20 protein-coding genes are annotated in these 17,594 nt (G+C 63.4%); 14 read left to right on the top strand and 6 right to left on the bottom strand.

Annotation, left to right across the window (positions count from 1 at the left end; all coding sequences use genetic code 11):
* The first annotated feature begins 3 nt into the window (after positions 1 to 3).
* From QM801_RS02410 to QM801_RS02385, 6 genes are read left to right on the top strand one after another with little or no spacing between them, the layout of a single operon-like run.
* The gene (locus QM801_RS02410; RefSeq protein ID WP_415017615.1) at positions 4 to 861 is read left to right on the top strand and encodes a carbohydrate ABC transporter permease; all 858 of its coding nucleotides are present in this window, start codon (positions 4 to 6) and stop codon (positions 859 to 861) included.
* Positions 858 to 1,928: an ABC transporter ATP-binding protein gene (locus QM801_RS02405; protein WP_415017614.1), complete on the top strand. Its 1,071-nt coding sequence runs from the start codon at positions 858 to 860 to the stop codon at positions 1,926 to 1,928. The genes QM801_RS02410 and QM801_RS02405 overlap by 4 nt, the downstream gene beginning before the upstream one ends.
* Positions 1,921 to 3,039 carry an ABC transporter ATP-binding protein gene (locus QM801_RS02400; RefSeq protein ID WP_415017613.1) on the top strand — a complete coding sequence of 373 codons (1,119 nt, stop codon included), beginning with the start codon at positions 1,921 to 1,923 and terminating at the stop codon, positions 3,037 to 3,039. The genes QM801_RS02405 and QM801_RS02400 overlap by 8 nt, the downstream gene beginning before the upstream one ends.
* A complete protein-coding gene (locus QM801_RS02395; RefSeq protein WP_415017612.1) occupies positions 3,036 to 4,604 on the top strand; it encodes an FGGY family carbohydrate kinase in 1,569 nt (522 codons plus the stop codon). Before QM801_RS02400 ends, QM801_RS02395 begins: the two co-directional genes overlap by 4 nt.
* A 2-nt stretch (positions 4,605 to 4,606) precedes the next feature.
* Positions 4,607 to 5,662 (top strand): 2-hydroxyacid dehydrogenase, encoded by a 1,056-nt coding sequence (locus QM801_RS02390; RefSeq protein WP_415017611.1) that lies wholly within the window; start codon positions 4,607 to 4,609, stop codon positions 5,660 to 5,662.
* Between the two features lie 24 nt (positions 5,663 to 5,686).
* Positions 5,687 to 7,162 (top strand): glycerol-3-phosphate dehydrogenase, encoded by a 1,476-nt coding sequence (locus tag QM801_RS02385; protein WP_415017610.1) that lies wholly within the window; start codon positions 5,687 to 5,689, stop codon positions 7,160 to 7,162.
* On the opposite strand, the gene QM801_RS02380 is transcribed toward QM801_RS02385, so the two are convergent.
* Positions 7,163 to 9,454, bottom strand: a complete 2,292-nt coding sequence (locus tag QM801_RS02380; protein WP_415017609.1) for an NADP-dependent malic enzyme — start codon at positions 9,452 to 9,454, stop codon at positions 7,163 to 7,165.
* A 41-nt stretch (positions 9,455 to 9,495) separates the two neighbouring features.
* Complete coding sequence (gene puuE / locus QM801_RS02375; RefSeq protein WP_415017608.1) at positions 9,496 to 10,401, bottom strand: allantoinase PuuE; 906 nt, start codon at positions 10,399 to 10,401, stop codon at positions 9,496 to 9,498.
* A 189-nt stretch (positions 10,402 to 10,590) separates the two neighbouring features.
* Between puuE and QM801_RS02370 the strand changes: the two genes are divergently transcribed.
* The 5 genes from QM801_RS02370 to QM801_RS02350 all read left to right on the top strand — a co-directional run bounded on the left by QM801_RS02370 (position 10,591) and on the right by QM801_RS02350 (position 14,676).
* The gene (locus QM801_RS02370; RefSeq protein ID WP_415017607.1) at positions 10,591 to 11,028 is read left to right on the top strand and encodes a hypothetical protein; all 438 of its coding nucleotides are present in this window, start codon (positions 10,591 to 10,593) and stop codon (positions 11,026 to 11,028) included.
* A gap of 192 nt (positions 11,029 to 11,220) precedes the next feature.
* Positions 11,221 to 11,964, top strand: a complete 744-nt coding sequence (locus tag QM801_RS02365; protein WP_415017606.1) for a PRC-barrel domain-containing protein — start codon at positions 11,221 to 11,223, stop codon at positions 11,962 to 11,964.
* A gap of 77 nt (positions 11,965 to 12,041) precedes the next feature.
* Positions 12,042 to 12,410, top strand: coding sequence for a hypothetical protein (locus QM801_RS02360; RefSeq protein WP_415017605.1), 369 nt, complete (start codon positions 12,042 to 12,044; stop codon positions 12,408 to 12,410).
* A 131-nt stretch (positions 12,411 to 12,541) separates the two neighbouring features.
* On the top strand, positions 12,542 to 14,317 hold the full coding sequence (locus QM801_RS02355; RefSeq protein ID WP_415017604.1) for a PAS domain S-box protein: 1,776 nt from the start codon (positions 12,542 to 12,544) through the stop codon (positions 14,315 to 14,317).
* Positions 14,314 to 14,676, top strand: a complete 363-nt coding sequence (locus tag QM801_RS02350) for a PRC-barrel domain-containing protein (RefSeq protein ID WP_415017603.1) — start codon at positions 14,314 to 14,316, stop codon at positions 14,674 to 14,676. The genes QM801_RS02355 and QM801_RS02350 overlap by 4 nt, the downstream gene beginning before the upstream one ends.
* Before the next feature lie 73 nt (positions 14,677 to 14,749).
* Here QM801_RS02350 and QM801_RS02345 read toward each other — a convergent pair whose 3' ends face one another.
* From QM801_RS02345 to QM801_RS02330, 4 genes are all read right to left on the bottom strand, one after another.
* Positions 14,750 to 14,938, bottom strand: coding sequence for a DUF3008 family protein (locus QM801_RS02345; RefSeq protein WP_415017602.1), 189 nt, complete (start codon positions 14,936 to 14,938; stop codon positions 14,750 to 14,752).
* A gap of 86 nt (positions 14,939 to 15,024) precedes the next feature.
* Positions 15,025 to 15,183: a DUF3309 family protein gene (locus tag QM801_RS02340; RefSeq protein ID WP_415017601.1), complete on the bottom strand. Its 159-nt coding sequence runs from the start codon at positions 15,181 to 15,183 to the stop codon at positions 15,025 to 15,027.
* A 92-nt stretch (positions 15,184 to 15,275) separates the two neighbouring features.
* Entirely contained in the window at positions 15,276 to 15,857 is a 582-nt protein-coding gene (locus QM801_RS02335; protein WP_415017600.1) for a sigma-70 family RNA polymerase sigma factor, read from the bottom strand.
* 2 nt (positions 15,858 to 15,859) lie between these two features.
* Positions 15,860 to 16,123: a NepR family anti-sigma factor gene (locus QM801_RS02330; protein ID WP_415017599.1), complete on the bottom strand. Its 264-nt coding sequence runs from the start codon at positions 16,121 to 16,123 to the stop codon at positions 15,860 to 15,862.
* A gap of 126 nt (positions 16,124 to 16,249) precedes the next feature.
* Here QM801_RS02330 and QM801_RS02325 point away from each other — a divergent pair, with 126 nt between their 5' ends.
* From QM801_RS02325 to QM801_RS02315, 3 genes are all read left to right on the top strand, one after another.
* The gene (locus QM801_RS02325; RefSeq protein ID WP_415017598.1) at positions 16,250 to 17,050 is read left to right on the top strand and encodes a response regulator; all 801 of its coding nucleotides are present in this window, start codon (positions 16,250 to 16,252) and stop codon (positions 17,048 to 17,050) included.
* Positions 17,051 to 17,121: 71 nt separating this feature from the next.
* Positions 17,122 to 17,283: a hypothetical protein gene (locus QM801_RS02320; protein WP_415017597.1), complete on the top strand. Its 162-nt coding sequence runs from the start codon at positions 17,122 to 17,124 to the stop codon at positions 17,281 to 17,283.
* Between the two features lie 37 nt (positions 17,284 to 17,320).
* Positions 17,321 to 17,518, top strand: a complete 198-nt coding sequence (locus QM801_RS02315) for a CsbD family protein (protein WP_415017596.1) — start codon at positions 17,321 to 17,323, stop codon at positions 17,516 to 17,518.
* The last annotated feature ends 76 nt before the right edge of the window (positions 17,519 to 17,594 follow it).

Genomic DNA, 17,594 nt, shown 5'->3' with positions numbered 1-17,594 from the left:
GCCATGGACCACACCTCAACCCTCGAAAAGATCATCCGCGGCGTGCTCATCACGCTGGTCGTCATCTTCTTCATGTTCCCGATCGTCTGGATCTTCCTCATGTCGTTCCAGACCAACGAGTCGATCCTGCGCATTCCGCCCTCAGTGGTGTTCACGCCGACCTTCGACAACTACATCGCGCTGGTGACGGGCGAGATGCGCACCGCGGCGGGCAGCCTGCAGCTCGACTTCATGCGCAACCTGTGGAACTCGGTTCTGCTGTCCGCCGTCTCCGTGGTGATCTCGCTCATCCTCGGCGTGCCTGCGGCCTATGCCTTCGCCCGCTTCAAGTTCCGGCTGGGTGAGGATATCGCCTTCACGCTCCTCTCCTTCCGCTTTGCCCCGCCGCTTCTCGTGCTGCTGCCGCTGTCGCTCTATTTCAAGACGCTCGGCCTCACCAACACCTACGTGGGTCTCATCTGGGTCTATCAGCTGATCTGCCTGCCGCTCATCCTCTGGATCGTGCGCGGCTACTTCGAGGACCTCTCGCCCGACATCGAACACGCCCACCGCATCGCGGGCTACACCTGGTTCCAGACCTTCCGGAAGATCGCCATTCCGCTGGCGCTGCCCGGCATCGCGGCGGCGGGCCTCCTCGCCTTCATCTTCGCCTGGAACAACTTCGTCTTCGCCCTCGTGCTGGCTTCGGCCGACAAGCAACCCGTGACCGTGGGCGCGCTCGCCTTCGTCACCGCCTCCGGCATCCAGTATGGCCAGATCGCCGCGGCCATCATCTTCTCAATCGTTCCCACCTTCGTGCTTGCCATGTTCGCCCAGCGTTATCTCGTGGAAGGCCTGTCTCTCGGAGCCGTCAAAGGATGAGTCAGCTCTCCCTCAAATCGCTGTCGAAATCCTTCGGCGCCTTCAAGGTCTTCGAGAACCTCGAGCTCGATGCCGAGACGGGCGAGATCGTGGTGATCTTCGGCGGCTCCGGCACCGGCAAGACCATCCTGCTCCGCCTCATCGCGGGGGTGGAGGAACCGACCGCCGGCAGCATCCTGATCAACGGCGAGGATGCCGCCGACATCGCGCCGGAACACCGCAACGTCGGCATGGCCTTCCAGAACTTCGCCCTCTTCCCGCACATGTCGGCGGCGGAGAACATCGCCAGCCCCTTGCGCGCCGCGAAGGCAACAGAGGACAAGGTGGCGGCGGGTGTCGCCCGCGCCGCCAAGCTCCTCAAGATCGACCATGTGCTGGGCCATGCGCCCCGCGAATTGTCGAACGGCCAGAAGCAGCGCACCGCGCTCGCCCGCGCGCTCGCCGCCGAGCCCCGCATTCTCCTGCTCGACGATCCGCTGCGGAACGTCGATGCCAAGCTCCGCTTCGAGATGCGCCTCGAACTGCCACGCCTTCTCCGCCAGTCCGGCGCCACGGTTCTCTACGTGACACAGGACTACAAGGAAGCGATGGCGCTCGCCGACCGCATCGCCGTGCTGGCGGGCGGCAGGTTCGTGCAGATCGCCACGCCGGAAGACATTTATCTCCGGCCCGCAACCCTCGGGGTGGCGCGCCTCTTCGGCGATCCCTCTATCAACACGCTGGAGACCACGATTTCTGCTGATGGCACCGCGGTCACGATTGCCGGAAAGCCCATCGCCATCCCCGCCGGATACAAGGCCCATGCAGGAAAGCCCGTGACCTTCGGCGTGCGGCCCGAAGCCGTGTCGCTGGGTAAGTCTGGCCTTGCCGCCACCGTGATGGCCGTCACACCGCTCAACGAGCGCGTCGTGCTGCTGCTGCAGGCGGAAGGCGGCTGGGAACTGCTCGCTTCACTTCCCTCTTCCGCACCCTCCATCCCCGAATCCGGCAGCAGCGTCAGTATCAGCTTTGCCGCCGAGGGCACCCATCTCTTCGACACGGCGACAGGAGACCGTCTCCATGGCTGAACTCGTCCTCAACGGGGTGGACAAGATCTACCGCGGCAAGAAGAAGGCCGTTCACGCCGTGAAGAGCCTGAGCCTCACCGTGAAATCGGGCGAGATCGTCGCCCTGCTCGGCTCCTCCGGCTGCGGCAAGACCTCGACGCTCCGCATGATCGCGGGCTTCGAGGATGTGACGAACGGCACCATCACGCTCGGCGGCAAGCCCATCCACCTGCTGCCGCCCTCCCAGCGCGGTGTCGCCATGGCCTTCGAGGCCTATTCGCTCTATCCGCCGCTCACCATAGGCGACAACATCGCCTTCGCGCTGAAGGCCGCCAAGATGCCCGCCAGCGAACAGCAGGCGCGCGTCAAGGCCATGGCCGAGATGCTGGAGATCGAGGGCATCCTCAACAAATATCCGAGCAGCGTCTCGGGCGGGCAGCAGCAGCGCGCCAGCCTGGGCCGCGCCCTCGTACGCCAGGCGGGGCTTTATCTTCTGGACGAGCCCATGGGCCAGCTCGAGCCGCAGCTCCGCGCCGTGCTGCGTGGCCGCATCAAGCACTATCTGCGCGAACACAACTGCACCACCATCCTCGTCACCCATGACCAGACGGAAGCGAACGCCCTGGCCGATCGCATCGCGGTGATGGAAGGCGGCGTGCTCCAGCAATATGCAACACCAGCTGAACTCAAGGCGAAGCCCGCCAACCTCTTCACCGGAACCTTCATCGGCGAGCCGCCCATGAACGTCTTCGATGCGTCCGTGGCAGCGGATGCAAAGACGGTCACCTTCACCACCGATGGCGGCGCAAAGCTCGCCTTCGCCGCATCCGAGTTTTCCGGAAATCTGCTGAAGCTGCTTTCGGCACGGAACCGCATCACGCTCGGCATCCGCCCCTATGCGCTCCACGTCGGCGATGGACCCATCACCGGCAAGGTGATCTCCTGCCAGTGGCTGGGCGACCAGACCCATGTGGCCGTCGATGTGGGCGGGCGCACCATCGTCTCGGTGGCGCACGAGCGCATCTCGCGCAAGCCCGGCAGCGATCTCGCCCTCAACGTCGACGCAGCGAACCTGCACATCTTCGACAGCGAAAGCCAAACGGCCATTGCCCATGGAGGCGCGCTCGCATGAAGGACGCGGTTCTGATCGGCATCGATGCCGGCACCTCCGTCATCAAGTCGGTGGCCTTCTCGGCCGACGGCACGCAGCTTGCCGCCGCCGCGATACCCAACTCCTACGTCACGCTGCCCGATGGCGGCGCCGAACAGGACATGGCCCGCACCTGGACCGATGCCGCCAAGACGCTGAAGCAGCTGACCGAGGTCATTCCGAACCTCGCCCAACGTCTCGTCGCCATTTCGGTGACGGGCCAGGGCGACGGCATCTGGATGATCGACAAGGCGGGCACGCCCGTGGCGCCCGCCTGGCTCTGGCTCGATGCCCGCGCCATCCGGGAAGTCGATGAATTCACCGCGACCGGGGATTATGCGTCGCACTACAACCGGACGGGAACAGGCGTGAATGTCTGCCAGATGAGCGTCCAGCTCACCTGGATGCGCCGCCACCGTCCGGAGGTGCTGGAGAAGGCCACGCACTGCTTCCACTGCAAGGACTGGATCTATTTCAACCTCACCGGCGACCGGGTCACCGATCCCTCCGAGGGCAACTTCACCTTCGGCAACTATGCGACGCGCCAATACCACCTCGACATCATGGACAGCCTCGGCTCCGGCGCCCTCAAGCGCCTCGTGACGCCGATGGTGGACGGCACCCGCGAGAATGGCGTGCTCACGGCGGAAGCCGCGGCACAAACGGGCTTGAAGGCCGGCACACCCATCTGCCTCGGCTATGTTGATGTGCTCTGCACCGGGCTGGGCGGCGGCCTTTATGATCCCACCGGCCAGTCCGGCTGCACCATCGTCGGCTCCACCGGTATGCACATGCGCCTGCAGACGGATGTCAGCAAGGTGAAGCTCAACAGCGAGAAGTCCGGCTACACCATGGTCTTCCCCGCCCCCGGCATGGTGGCGCAGATCCAGTCCAACATGGCCTCTACTCTCAACATCGACTGGCTGCTCGACATGGGCCGCGGCCTGCTCAGGGAGCACGGCATCGAGAAAAGCCGGGGCGACATGCTGCAGGGCATGGACGACAAGCTGCTCGCCCGGGCCCCTGCCGCCGTTCTCTATCACCCCTACATCTCGAAGGCAGGCGAGCGCGGCCCCTTCATGGAGCCCACGGCGCGCGCCATGTTCAACGGCCTCGACACCGGCACCGACTATTTCGGCATGATGCGGGGGGTCTTCGAAGGGCTCGGCCATGCCGCCCGCGATTGCTACTCGGCCATGGGGCCCATCCCCGCCGAGGTCCGGATCACCGGCGGTGCGGCGCGCTCCAAGGCGCTCAGGGCCATCCTCGCCAGCATCCTCAAGGCCCGCATCCGCAGCGTCACCCGCGAGGAAGCGGGTGCGGCGGGCGCCGCCATGATCGCTGCCGTGCAGCAGAAACTCTATCCCGACATGACCGCTTGCGCGGCGCAATGGGTTGAGCCACATCTCACCGCGATAACCGAACCCGAGGCCCAGTGGGTGAAGACCTACGACGCCGCCTATGACGCCTTTGTCGAAGCCCGCAAGGTCATGCGCCCCGTCTGGCGCGGACTGGCCGAGGCCCGCCGCATGGGCACCGAAAGCTGACGATGACCAAGACTTCCCCCCGCAAGATTGCCGTGATCGGCGACCGCTTTATGCTCTCCTCCATGTTCGAGGAGGCGCTGCGCGAACGCTGCAAGCTTGTCGATATTGCCATCACCACCCATGACTTCCCCTGGCCGGACCAGCCCATGGAACACGGCTATGCCGTGCAGGGCATGGACGGCCTCAAGGAATACATGGGCTCCGCCGATGAAGTGGTGGAACTGACAGGCGATGCGGAGGTGCTGGTCACCCACCTCGCCCCCCTCTCCGCTTCCATCATGGAGCGCCTGCCCGCCCTCAAGCTGGTCGCCGTGTCACGCGGCGGGCCCGTCAACATCGACATGAAGGCGGCACGCGAGCGCGGCATCACCGTGGTCAACACGCCCGGCCGCAATGCCTCCGCCGTGGCCGAGTTTACGATCGGCGCCATCCTCGCCGAAACCCGCAACATCACCCGCGGCCACGATGGCCTGCGCAAGGGCGAATACCGCGGCGAACTCTACCGCGCCGATGTGACCGGCCGCGAACTTTCCGAAATGACCGTGGGCCTCGTGGGCTACGGCGAGGTGGGCCGCCGCGTGGTCAAGTATCTCAAGGCCTTCGGCTGCCGCATCCTCGTTTGCGATCCCTACGTCCAACTCTCTGCCGACGATCTGAACGACGGGGTGATCCAGTGTTCCTTCGATCGCATACTGGAAGAGTCGGATGTTCTGTCGCTGCACCCCCGCGTGACGCCGGAAACCACCCGGATGATGAATGCAGAGACGCTCCGCCGCATGAAGAAGGATGCCACCCTGGTCAACACCGCCCGCGGGCCGCTCATGGATTATGACGCGCTCTATGCGGTGATGAAGGAGGGCCACCTCCGCGGCGCCATGCTGGAAACCTTCTCGGTGGAGCCGGTGCCGCCCGATTGGCCGCTGCTGCAGTTGCCCAATGTGACACTGACGCCGCATATTGCCGGTGCATCGGTAAAGACGGTGCGCTATGCGGCGGGTCTGGCGGCCGAGGAAGTGCGCCGCTATTTCGCCGGTGAGGGCCCGCTCAACCGGTGTTGACGACGTGGTGATGAAGGGGTTTCGATGAAGGACCTGGGGAAAGTCGATGTGGTGGTGGTGGGTGGCGGCATCAACGGCGCCGGCATCGCCCGCGACGCCGCAGGCCGCGGCCTTTCCGTCATCCTCTGCGAAAAGGGCGATCTCGCCGAAGGCACCTCGTCGCGCTCCGGCAAGCTCATCCACGGCGGCCTCCGCTATCTCGAGTACTATGAATTCCGCCTTGTCCGCGAAGCCCTGATCGAGCGCGAGGTGCTGCTCCGCGCCGCCCCGCACATCGTTTGGCCCATGCGCTTCGTGTTGCCCCATTCACCGGAACAGCGCCCGGCCTGGCTCGTCCGCCTCGGTCTCTTCCTCTACGATCATCTGGGGGGCCGCGAGCAGCTTCCGGGCTGCCGCCGCATCGACCTCCGCCGTGATCCCGAGGGTAAGGCAATCAAGGACGACTACACCCTCGCCTTCGAATACTCCGACTGCTGGGTGGACGATGCCCGCCTCGTGGTGCTGAATGCGCTCGATGCCGCCGCCAAGGGTGCCCGCGTCATGACCCGTACCGCCGCCACCTCGGCCCGCCGCGCCGATGGCCAGTGGGAAGTGGAGTTCACCAGCACCTCCGGGGAGAAATCCAGGGCCACCGCCCGCGCCCTCGTCAACGCCGCTGGCCCCTGGGTCGAGAATGTCATCAACGGTGTGGTCGGTTCCAACTCCGCCCGCCGCGTGCGCCTCGTGAAGGGCAGCCACATCATCGTGAAGAAATTCTGGGATGGCCCCAACGCCTATCTGTTCCAGAACCACGACAAGCGCGTGATCTTCGTGAACCCCTACGAGGGTGACAAGGCGCTGATCGGAACGACCGACATTCCCTATGAGGGGAAGGCCGAGGACGTGGCCATCAGCGAAGACGAAATCTCCTATCTTCTCAAGGCGGTAAACCGCTATTCGAAGACGCAGCTTGAACGCGCTGATGTGCTCAAGTCCTTCTCCGGCGTGCGCCCGCTCTACGACGACAATGCTGCCAACCCCTCCGCCGTCACGCGTGACTACGTGTTCGATGTCGAAGGCGCACCACCCCTGCTCTCGGTCTTCGGCGGCAAGATCACCACCTACCGCAAGCTCGCCGAACACGCCCTGCAGAAGTTGCGCCCCACCTTCCCCGAGATGGGTGGCGACTGGACGGCGAAGGCTGCCCTGCCCGGCGGGGACATGCCCGGTGGTTTCGATGGCTACCTCAAGGATCTCACCGGCAAATACCCGTGGCTTCCCGCCGATGTGGCGCGTCACTACGCGCGTCTCTACGGCTCGCTCACTTCGAAGATCCTGAATGGTGCCACGTCACTTGCCGACCTTGGCGAGCACCTGGGCAGCACGCTTTATGCCGCCGAGGTCGATTATCTCCGCGCCAACGAATGGGCGATGAGCAGCGACGACATTCTCCTCCGCCGCACCAAGTCCTACCTGCACATGACGGACGCGGAACAGAAGAAGCTCGACGCACTCTTCTGATTACTGCCCTCGTTCCAGCGCCAGCGCTTCCGTCACCGCAATGGCCGACATGTTGACCACGCCGCGCGAGGTGACGGAGGGCGTGAGGATGTGCGCCGGCTTTGCCGTGCCGAGCAGTATGGGCCCCACCGGCAGCGAGTCACCGAACACCTTCACGATCTGGTAGGCCACGTTGGCGGACGCGAGGTCCGGCATCACCAGCAGGTTGGCGTCGCCCTTCAGCGTCGAGGACGGAAGCTTGCGCTGGCGGATGCCGGCGATCAGCGCCGTATCGGCCTGCATCTCGCCATCGATCTCGAGCTGCGGCGCCCGCTGCCGCACGATGTGGAGCGCCGCCCGCATCTTGGTGGTGGAAGCGGTGTCGAAATCACCGAAGTCAGAGTGGGAGACCAGCGCCACGCGCGGCTCGAGGCCGAAGCGCATCATGTGGTCGGCACACATCAGCACGTTGTCGGCAATGGCGGCGGGCGTGGGGTCGGCCTGCACATGCGTATCATTGAGGAAGACGATGCCGCGCGAGGTGATCATCAGGCTCATGGCGGCAAGTTCGTTGACGCCGGGTGCCAGTCCGATGATGTCGCGGATATGGCGGAGCTTGGAGCGATAGCGCCCTTCCAGCCCGCAGATCATTGCATCCGCCTCGCCGCGATGCACGGCAAGCGCCGCGATCACCGTCGTCGAGTTGCGCACCAGCGAGCGCGCCGCATCGGGCGTGACACCCTTGCGGCCCGCCACCTCCACCAGCGTCGCAACGTAGTCGCGATAGCGCGGATCATCCTCGGGGTTGATGTTCTCAACATCGATGCCAAGCCGAAGCGACAGGCCATATCGCTTGATGCGGGATTCGATCACTGCCGGACGGCCGATGAGAATGGGCTTGGCGATCCCCTCCTCGATCAGCACCTGCGAGGCGCGGAGCACACGCTCGTCCTCGCCATCGGCATAGATCACCCGGCGCGGCGCCTTCTTCGCCTCGGCGAAGATGTTGCGCATGATGAAGCCGGAGCGGAAGACATAGCGTTGCAGCTTGTCGGCATAGGCCTCGAAATCCGCGATGGGCCGCGTGGCCACACCGCTCTCCATCGCGGCGCGGGCCACAGCGGGCGCCACCCGCAGGATGAGCCGCGGATCGAAGGGCGATGGAATGAGCGAGTCCTTGCCGAACAACCGCGTCTCTCCCCCGGAAGCCTTCGCCACGATGTCGGAGGGCGTGTCACGCGCAAGTTCAGCGATGGCCTGCACGGCGGCGCGCTTCATCTCTTCATTGATGGTGGTGGCGCCCACATCCAGCGCACCGCGGAAGATGTAAGGGAAGCAGAGGACGTTGTTCACCTGGTTGGGGTAGTCAGAGCGCCCGGTGCAGATCATCACGTCCGGGCGTGTTTCCAGCGCCTCCTCCGGCATGATCTCGGGGTGCGGGTTGGCAAGCGCCAGCACCAGCGGCTGCTTCGCCATTGACTTGAGGAACTCCGGCTTCAGCACGCCGCCCGCCGACAACCCGAGGAACACATCCGTATCGACGATGATCTCGCCCAGCGTGCGGGCCTTGGTCTTCTGTGCGAAGGCCGCCTTCCACTTGTCCATGAGCGCGGTGCGGCCCTCATAGACCACGCCCTCAAGGTCGCTCACCCAGATGTTCTCGCGCTTTGCGCCGAGGCTCACCAACTGATTGAGGCACGCGAGTGCCGCAGCACCCGCACCCGAGGCCACGATCTTCACCTTGGCAATGTCCTTGCCGGCGAGCTTCAGCGCATTGGTGACGGCAGCGCCCACGATCACTGCCGTGCCGTGCTGGTCGTCATGGAAGACCGGAATCGACATGCGCTCGCGCAGGCGCTCTTCCAGCTCGAAACATTCCGGCGCCTTGATGTCCTCGAGGTTGATGCCACCGAAAGTCGGCTCCAACGCCGCGATCGTCTCCACCATGGCGCTCACGTCGGTCTGGGCGATCTCGATATCGAAGACATCGATGTCGGCGAACTTCTTGAAGAGCACCGCCTTCCCTTCCATCACCGGCTTGGCGGCGAGCGGACCGATATTGCCGAGGCCCAGCACCGCCGTGCCGTTGGAGATGACGCCCACCAGATTGCCGCGCGCCGTGTAGCGCGAGACGGTGGCGGGATCGGCATGGATCGCTTCCGAGACGGCAGCCACGCCCGGCGAATAGGCCAGCGCCAGGTCGCGCTGGTTGCCGAGCGGCTTCGTGGCCCGCACCTCCAGTTTCCCGGGCCGTGCGCCCTCGTGATAAATCAGCGAACCGCTTTTGAGGTCGGTGGAGAGTTTCGACGACATGATGTGCTGGGCCTTTCGGGATTGGACAGCGGTGAGGAGCGTCAGGCGAAGTTCGCGTGCCAGTGGCGGGCGATGTCGATACGGCGCGGGATCCACACCTTCTCCTTCGACATCACGTAGTCGATGAAGCGGGCGAGGCCGACGGCGCGCCCCGGCCTTCCGACGAGGCGGCAGTGCAGGCCAACCGACATCATCTTGGGCGAGCCGCGGCGGCCTTCTTCATAGAGACAGTCGAAGCTGTCCTTCAGGTACTGGTAGAAGTGCTCGCCGGTGTTGAAGCCCTGCGGTGTGGCGAAGCGCATGTCGTTGGCATCAAGCGTGTAGGGAATGATGAGATGTTTTCCGCCATTCGCCTTCTTCAGCCAGTATGGCAGGTCATCAGCGTAATCGTCTGATGAATAGAGGAAATTCCCCTCCTCCATGACCAGCTTCGTGGTGTTCATGGAGCACCGTCCGGTATACCAGCCGAGCGGCCTTTCGCCTGTCACCTCGGTATGGATGCGGATCGCCTCGGCAATCTGCTGGCGCTCCGTCTCTTCGCTCATGTCCTTGTGCTCCACCCACTTGAGGCCGTGGCTGGCGATCTCCCAGTCTGCTTCCTTCATCGCCTGCACCTGATCGGGGGAGCGCATCAGCGCGGTGGCGACACCATAGATCGTGACCGGCAACTTGCGCTCGGTGAACATGCGCCACAACCGCCAGAACCCGGCGCGGGCGCCATACTCGTAGATCGACTCCATGTTCCAGTGACGCTGCCCCGGCCAGGGTGCCGCCCCCACGATCTCCGAGAGGAAGGCTTCCGAGGCCGCATCGCCGTGGAGGATGTTGTTCTCGCCGCCCTCTTCATAGTTGAGCACGAACTGCACCGCCACGTGCGCGCCACCCGGCCACTTCGGATCGGGAATGGCCCGGCCATATCCCTTCATGTCGCGCGCATAGGTCACCACGAGTCGTCCTCCACCTGAAAATCAGTAATCCCCATCTCATGATAGCCCATCCGGCGGGCGGGCAAAAGCCATGGGAGAATTCGTCCGGAACATTCAGCGAAGGCACTCGTTTATCCCACGTAGGCCGATTGCAGTCGGCATGCGCCCATCTTCCGCACAGACCGTCAGCAGCGTTTCAGGAGGTACATCATGTGCGACTACAGTTTGGAATCTCTGGTAAGCCGTGAAGCCCAGGTTGGTGACGTGATCGTCAGCTGCAGCTTCAGGACCACGACCACCCGCGGCTTCTGCTCGCCGGGCGAGCCCGAAGTCGCCGTCTGCCTTCGTCCCGGTACGGAGCTTGCCTTCGAGACCCCGGTGCAGACATCCGGCATCTGGGGTTATGTCGAGCAGGCGCTGAGTGCAGAGTCCCGCCTCGCACGCTTCCGCCAGATCGACATGGACAAGCCCGGCACCCATCATGACGCGCTGGAACTTGCCGACGGGCGCATCTTCAAGGTCAACGCACTCCGCGAAGGCCAGCGCGCCACCGTGCTGCAGCTTCCGAAAGACAGCGAAGGCACGGAACATCATCACCACAACACCGTTGTTGCAGCCGAGCCGGCGCGCGAAACCGCGCTGACTTAGAGGCAACAAAAGAGCGCGCCGTCCGCCGTCCCTGCCCGGGCGGCGCGCCATCGATTATTCCGCGCGCACAGGCTGCCGCGGACTGCCTTTCCTTGCGGCCACCGCGCGGCGGCTGGAGGGGGTGAACAGTTCCACCGGAACCGTTCAGAGCATGCCGCGTTATTTCAACAGCAACTCCAAAGGAGAACGACCATGCAACGCATTCTTTGTTCGACCGCCGTCCTCGCCCTTCTGATGGGCGCAGGCAACGCTCTCGCCCAGACGCAGAACAACACCCAGGGCACGGGTGACGGCACCACCCCGAACGCCGTGGTGGATTGCTCCGTCGCTGCCAACGCCGACAAGGCCGAGTGCAAGAACAAGTCGATGAACCAGTCTCAGACTGACCAGAACAACCAGAACAACGGCACCGCCACCACCAATGGCGACAACGCCCAGAACAACGACACTGGCACAACGACTGGAACCACACAGCCGTCGACCGACCAGAACAACGCCGCCACCACGCCCGCCGCACCCGCCACCAATGACAGCGCCGCCAACACTGCCGGCGTTCCTGCCGGCACGCAGTTCCTGGCCTCGCAGTTCATCGGCCGTACTGTCTACAGCTCTGCCAACGAGAACGTCGGCGAGATCAATGACCTCGTCATGAACAAGGATCTCGACACCGTTGTCGCCATCATCGGCGTGGGTGGTTTCCTCGGCATCGGTGAAAAGGACGTCGCCATTCCGGTGGAGCAGATCACCATCACCACCGAAACGGCGAACAACACGATGACGGGCACGGGCACCGCGAGCACCGATGACAACACCACCACCGGCTCGACGACCGCTGCCGGGGCCCCCGGCACGGCCACTCCGAAGCTTGTCATCGCCATGACGCGCGAGCAGCTGGAGTCCGCTCCGGCCTTCGACCGCACGGCGCTGGCGCGCTAAGCGAAACAGGCAGCATTCACCGGCGGGGAAGCAATTGCTTCCCCGTCTGATTTCACCAGCGAAGACAGGAGCTCAACATGAAAAGCCTGATGATAACGGCGCTTGCCACGTCCTTTGCCGTGGGGTCCATGCTGCCGATGACAGCACCCGTCGCCGAAGCCAAGACCAAGGTGAACGTGGACGTCTACCTCGGCGTTCCGCATTACCGCTATCGCCCCGGCCCGGACTATGTCTTCCGGCGCGGCCATGGCTGGTATCTGCCGGAGCGCATGCAACGCTATCGTATCAGTTGCGGTGAGGCCAAGTGGGAAGTGCGCTCGCGCGGTTACCGCAACGTTGCAACCATTGAATGCAACGGACCGGTCTACACCTTCCGCGCCCTGCGCGGCGGCCAGCGCACCACTGTGTACGTCAATGCAAGATCCGGCGCAGTGTGGAGATCGTAGCGAAACCAACGCCAATACATGTGACAAACCCGCCCGGAATGCCGTGACCCGGCGTTCCGGGCCTTGTCATCTGGAATGGTTCGGCCATATCAAGGTTGCATGACAGCAGAGATCACGGGATGGAGTTCGTGATGGCGGGACAGCCGCAGAGTGATCCGTGGAGAGACGCAAGCACGCTCGCATTCGACACGGTTCAACTGGCGGCTTGGCATCTCGACTTCAAGACCAACATCTTCACGTGTTCCGACCAGTGCCTCAGCCTCTTCGGGTTGCAGCGCCATTCCTTCGATGGTACCTGGGCTTCGGTGGAGCGCTGCGTCCACGCCGCTGATCTTGAGGGCTGGCAGAAAAGCCTGCGGGTCACGCCCAACATCAACGGCATGAAGGCGGAAGCGGAGTTCCGTGTGCTCTCCCCCCATGGCGATCTGCGCTGGCTCCTCTCCCGCGCCAACAACCTGGGCGAGACCTGCCACGGCATCCTGCTCGACGTCACTTCGCGCAAGGCGTCTGACGAAGCAGTCGCCATTTTGGCGTCGCTCGTCACCAACTCCGAGGATGCAATTTTCACGACCACGCTCGCCGGCACGGTCACGAGCTGGAACCGCGGCGCGCAGACGCTCTTCGGCCATGCCGCGGAACAGATCATCGGCCAGCCTGTCCTTCGCCTCGTGCCGCCGCAACACTCAAGCGAGCAGATCTCCGCCCTCGAAGCCATCATGCGCGGCGAAGCGATCCGGCCCTACGACACACGCCGCCTGAACCGGAACGGCGAGGAGATCCACGTCTCGCTCTCCATGTCGCCCATCCTCAATGCCAAGGGCCAGGTCATCGGTGCCTCAACCATCGCGCGCGACATCACCGAGCGCCGCCGCCAGACGGAAGCCCTGCGCCAGAACGAAGCGCGCCTCCGCCTTGCGCTCCGCAGCGCCCGTGCCGGCGCCTGGGATCTCGACATCGCGCGGGAGGAACTGCACTGGTCGCAGGAAATGTTCCTGCTCTACGGCGTCGATCCTGCCAACGGCGTGCCGCCACGCGAAGTGCGCGACAGCATGATCGATCCGGCGCACCGGCAGCGGGTCAAGACCGAATACCGCAAGGCGCTGGATGCCGGTGGCACCTTCACGCTCGAGTTTCCCATTCACCGCAAGGATGGCTCGATGATCTGGACCGCTGTGATCGGCGATGTCCTGAAGGACGAGACGGGCCACGCCGTGAGCGCGCGCGGCATCGACCAGGACATCACCGAGCGCAAGACCTGGGAGAAGCGGCAGAACACGCTTCTTGCCGAGCTGTCGCACCGGGTGAAGAACATGCTGGCCATCATCCAGTCCATGACCCGCCAGACCCTGCGCTCACACCGCAAGCCAGAGGACTTCATCGAGGTCTTCGAGGGCCGGGTCCAGAGCCTTGCCCTGTCTCACAGCCTTCTCACCGACGGCGACTGGCGGGGGGCACCCATCACGGAGATCTTCCGGCATCAGCTCGCTGGCATGCTGGAGGAACCCATGGAAGAACGCTTCAGCCTCTCGGGCCCGGACGTGCTGCTTCCCGCCGATGCCGCCACCCAGTTTGGCCTGGTGCTGCACGAACTCGGCGTGAATGCCGTGCGTCATGGCGCTCTGTCCGTGCCGCAGGGCCACGTCTCCGTGGACTGGAGTGCGGAAGGCAACACCCTGCGCATCACCTGGCGCGAACGGGGCGGCCCTGCGATTGCGTCGCGTCCCGCCTACAGCGGCTTCGGCACGGCACTCATCGAGTTCGAGCGCCAGCAATGTCCGCTGGCGCTTCGGCCGCGATGGCCTCGTCTGCAGCTTCGAGATCACCCTCTGAGCCGGAACATCATCCGCACGGCGGCGTTTTGCTTGCGAGGCGCAATCACGCGCTCGATATCAAGGAGACAAACATGATGGCCACCGCTCATCCGAACCATGCGTGGGTTTCCAGCGAAGACGTGGAAGGCACCAACGTCTACGACACCTCCGGCCACAAGATCGGCGAAGTCGATCATCTCATGATCGACAAGCTGTCCGGCCGCGTGCACTACGCCGTCATCAGCTTCGGCGGCTTCCTGTCGCTCGGTCATAGCCACTATCCCCTGCCATGGGATGCTCTCAGCTTTGACAAGAAGCTCGATGGTTTCCGAACCACCGTGACGGAACAGCAGCTCCGCGACTCTCCGGACTTCAGCGATGACTCCTGGCAGAGCCGTGATTGGGAACGCAACATCCACGATCATTATCAGGTGCCGCCCTACTGGGGCGTCTGACGCACGGTTCCCAGGCAAAAATGAGGGGAGAGGTTTTCGCCTCTCCCCTTTCCATTTCAAATCCCGGCAGCGGCTAACTCCGGTCCGCATGCTCGGGAAGCGACTTGCGCTTGGTCTCGGCAAACTCTTCCAGTTCCTGGATGGTCATGGAATCATACATGCCGCGGGCAGCGCCCTTCAACTCACTTACCGGCGTCTCGCCGCGCTTGGCGGCAAGGGCGGCACCGGCCGCCTTCTGCTGGGCTTTCGACTTTGCAGGCATGGGCAATCTCCTTTCGAAAAGTGCCGTCCTCAAAGGGGACGTGAAGGTGAAACGCTGCCTCACGGGCAGCGTTCCTCCTGAACGGATCAGAACCGTCCGGTCAGGGCGAGGATGAGAATAATCAGCAGCAGAAGCCCAAGTCCGCCCGACGGGCCATAGCCCCACGACCTGCTGTAGTTCCACGTCGGCAAAGCGCCGATGACAATCAGGATGAGCAGGATGATGAGAATGGTACTAATGGTCATAGGGGGTTCCCTCCGTTTGAATCGGCAATTTGAAATGCCGCGAGGAAGGAAAAGGTTCCCTGCATGGAACCCGAGCCGGCACGGTGCCCTGCTCAGGAGTCGCCGTCGTCGCCGGACTTGGGCAGGTTTTCGGCATCCATGCCGAGCAGTGATGCGAGCCGCACACGCGCGCGGTTCACGCGGCTTTTCACCGTGCCTACCGCCACCTGTGTGATCTCAGCCACTTCCTGGTAGGAGAAGCCGGATGCGCCCACGAGAATGATCGCTTCACGCTGGTCGTCCGGCAGTTGCAGCATCGCCTGGCGAAGGTCCGCCATGTCGAGATGCGCCTCCTGCCCGGCCGGCGTCGGAAGCTGGTTGATCAGTTCCCCATCCACATCCTCCACCTCGCGCTTGCGTTTGCGCTTGCGCAGCTGGCTGAAATACTCGTTGCGCAGGATGGTGAAGAGCCAGGCCTTCATGTTCGTGCCTGGCTGGAAATCGGCCTGGTGGTGCCAGGCCTTCATCAGCGTTTCCTGCACCAGGTCGTCGGCGTAGTCGGACTTGGAAGCAAGCGACAACGCGAAGGCCCTGAGCCTCGGAATGACGGAGATCATGTGTTCGCGGAAGGCATCCTGCTGCGGGGTGGTGGCCGCAACATCACCTCCCGAACGCTTCGCATTCGGATCGGCCAATGTCACTCCTCACTCTTCTTGTCGAGTTTGCGCAGGAGTTCGAGAAAACGGTCGGGGACAGGCTGCTTGGCAACGTCCTCGTAATAGTCCTTCAGACGCCGCCCGATCATGTCGAAAATCTGGGGGTCCTGCGGCGTTCGGGATGGTTCTTGCAACTTTTGTCGTCCCTTGGCTTTCTTGCCCTTGTCCTCGTCCGAAATTGCCATCGTCTGTATGTCCCAGCCTTCGCCTGTGCGCTTCCACCCAATAGCGGCAAGCGACAGCAAGATTAATAATGTCCGCCCTGCCGGAATGTTCCAGCGGGTTGACACTTTTTTGTGGCAGGATGGAACCCGGGGCCGTTTTCGGCGTTTGGGGTGAACGCGGAAATTGTCCGACGGAAGGGAGCACATATGGGTCTGTCAGCGCGCGTGGCGCCATTCTTGCCACAACTTCGCAGGTTTTCCAGAGCCTTAACCGGCAGCCAGCAATCAGGCGATGCCTATGTCGCCGCCGTGCTTGAGGCGGTGGTCGAGGAGCCTTCGAGCCTGGAAATACATCCCGAAACGCGCATTGCGCTGTACCGGCTGTTCTGCCGCTGGTGGGAGTCGATTGCCATCAACCTGAAATCCCCTCCGCCGTCGGGCGATCCGGCCTGGATCGCCATGGCGCAGAAGCGCCTGGCCAGTCTGCCGCCCTTGGCCCGCGAAGCCATGCTGCTCCGCACGGTCGAAGGTTTTACGCCGGAAGAAGTGTCGGTCATTCTTGACCGCGACCTTGATGAGGTAAAGATGCTGATTGAAGAAGCGGCTGACGCCATCACCGAACAGATGGCGACAAACGTCATGATCATCGAGGACGAACCGGTGATCGCACTCGACCTGCGCGAGATCGTGGAAAGCCTCGGCCACACGGTTACGGGTGTTGCCCGCACCCATCGCCAGGCAGTTGATCTGGTGAAGCAGAAGAAGCCCGGCCTCGTCCTCGCCGACATTCAACTGGCAGACGGAAGCTCGGGCATCGACGCCGTGAACCAGATCCTCTCGACCTTCGAGGTACCAGTGATCTTCATCACCGCCTTCCCCGAACGCCTCCTCACCGGTGAGCGGCCGGAGCCGGCCTTCCTGATCACCAAGCCCTTCTCGCCGGAAATGGTGAAAGCCGTGATCAGCCAGGCGCTGTTCTTCGACACGAAGGCCCGCGCCGCCGCCTGACGGAATTGCACTGTTTGTCCGGAACCGGACGCTCATCACAAGCGTTTTGAGAGTCTGAAAAGGAGAAACATATGGTGCGATTCTTTGCGCTTTCGACACTCGCTGCTGCAACGCTGATGCTTCCGCAGGCAGGGCTGGCCGGATCCTTTTCGAGTTCCGCGCTGCTTGCCGGTGGCATCAGTGTCTTCGGACTGATGGTTGCGCTCTGCAGCGGCAATCTCGAGCAGCAGTGAAGACTGAAATCCCGTGTTTCAAAGGAAAGGACAGATCATGAACTGGAACAACGTTGAAGGTAATTGGAAAGAGTTCAAGGGCCGCGTGAAGCAGCAGTGGGGCAAGCTCACTGATGACGATCTGACACGGATCGAAGGCAAGCGCGATGAACTCGAGGGCATCCTGCAGCAGCGCTACGGCTATGCGCAGGATCAGACCCGCAACGAAATCGACACGTGGCTTGGCCGCATGTAGATGCCTGACCTGTACTATCCCTCCCCCAACTTGAAAGGCTGAAGCAACCCTTCAGCCTTTTTTCTTTGTCTGGATC

It is taken from the genome of Aestuariivirga sp. (assembly GCF_047600585.1).
Lineage (GTDB): Bacteria > Pseudomonadota > Alphaproteobacteria > Rhizobiales > Aestuariivirgaceae > Aestuariivirga.
This window is presented reverse-complemented; position numbering and strand designations above follow the sequence as displayed.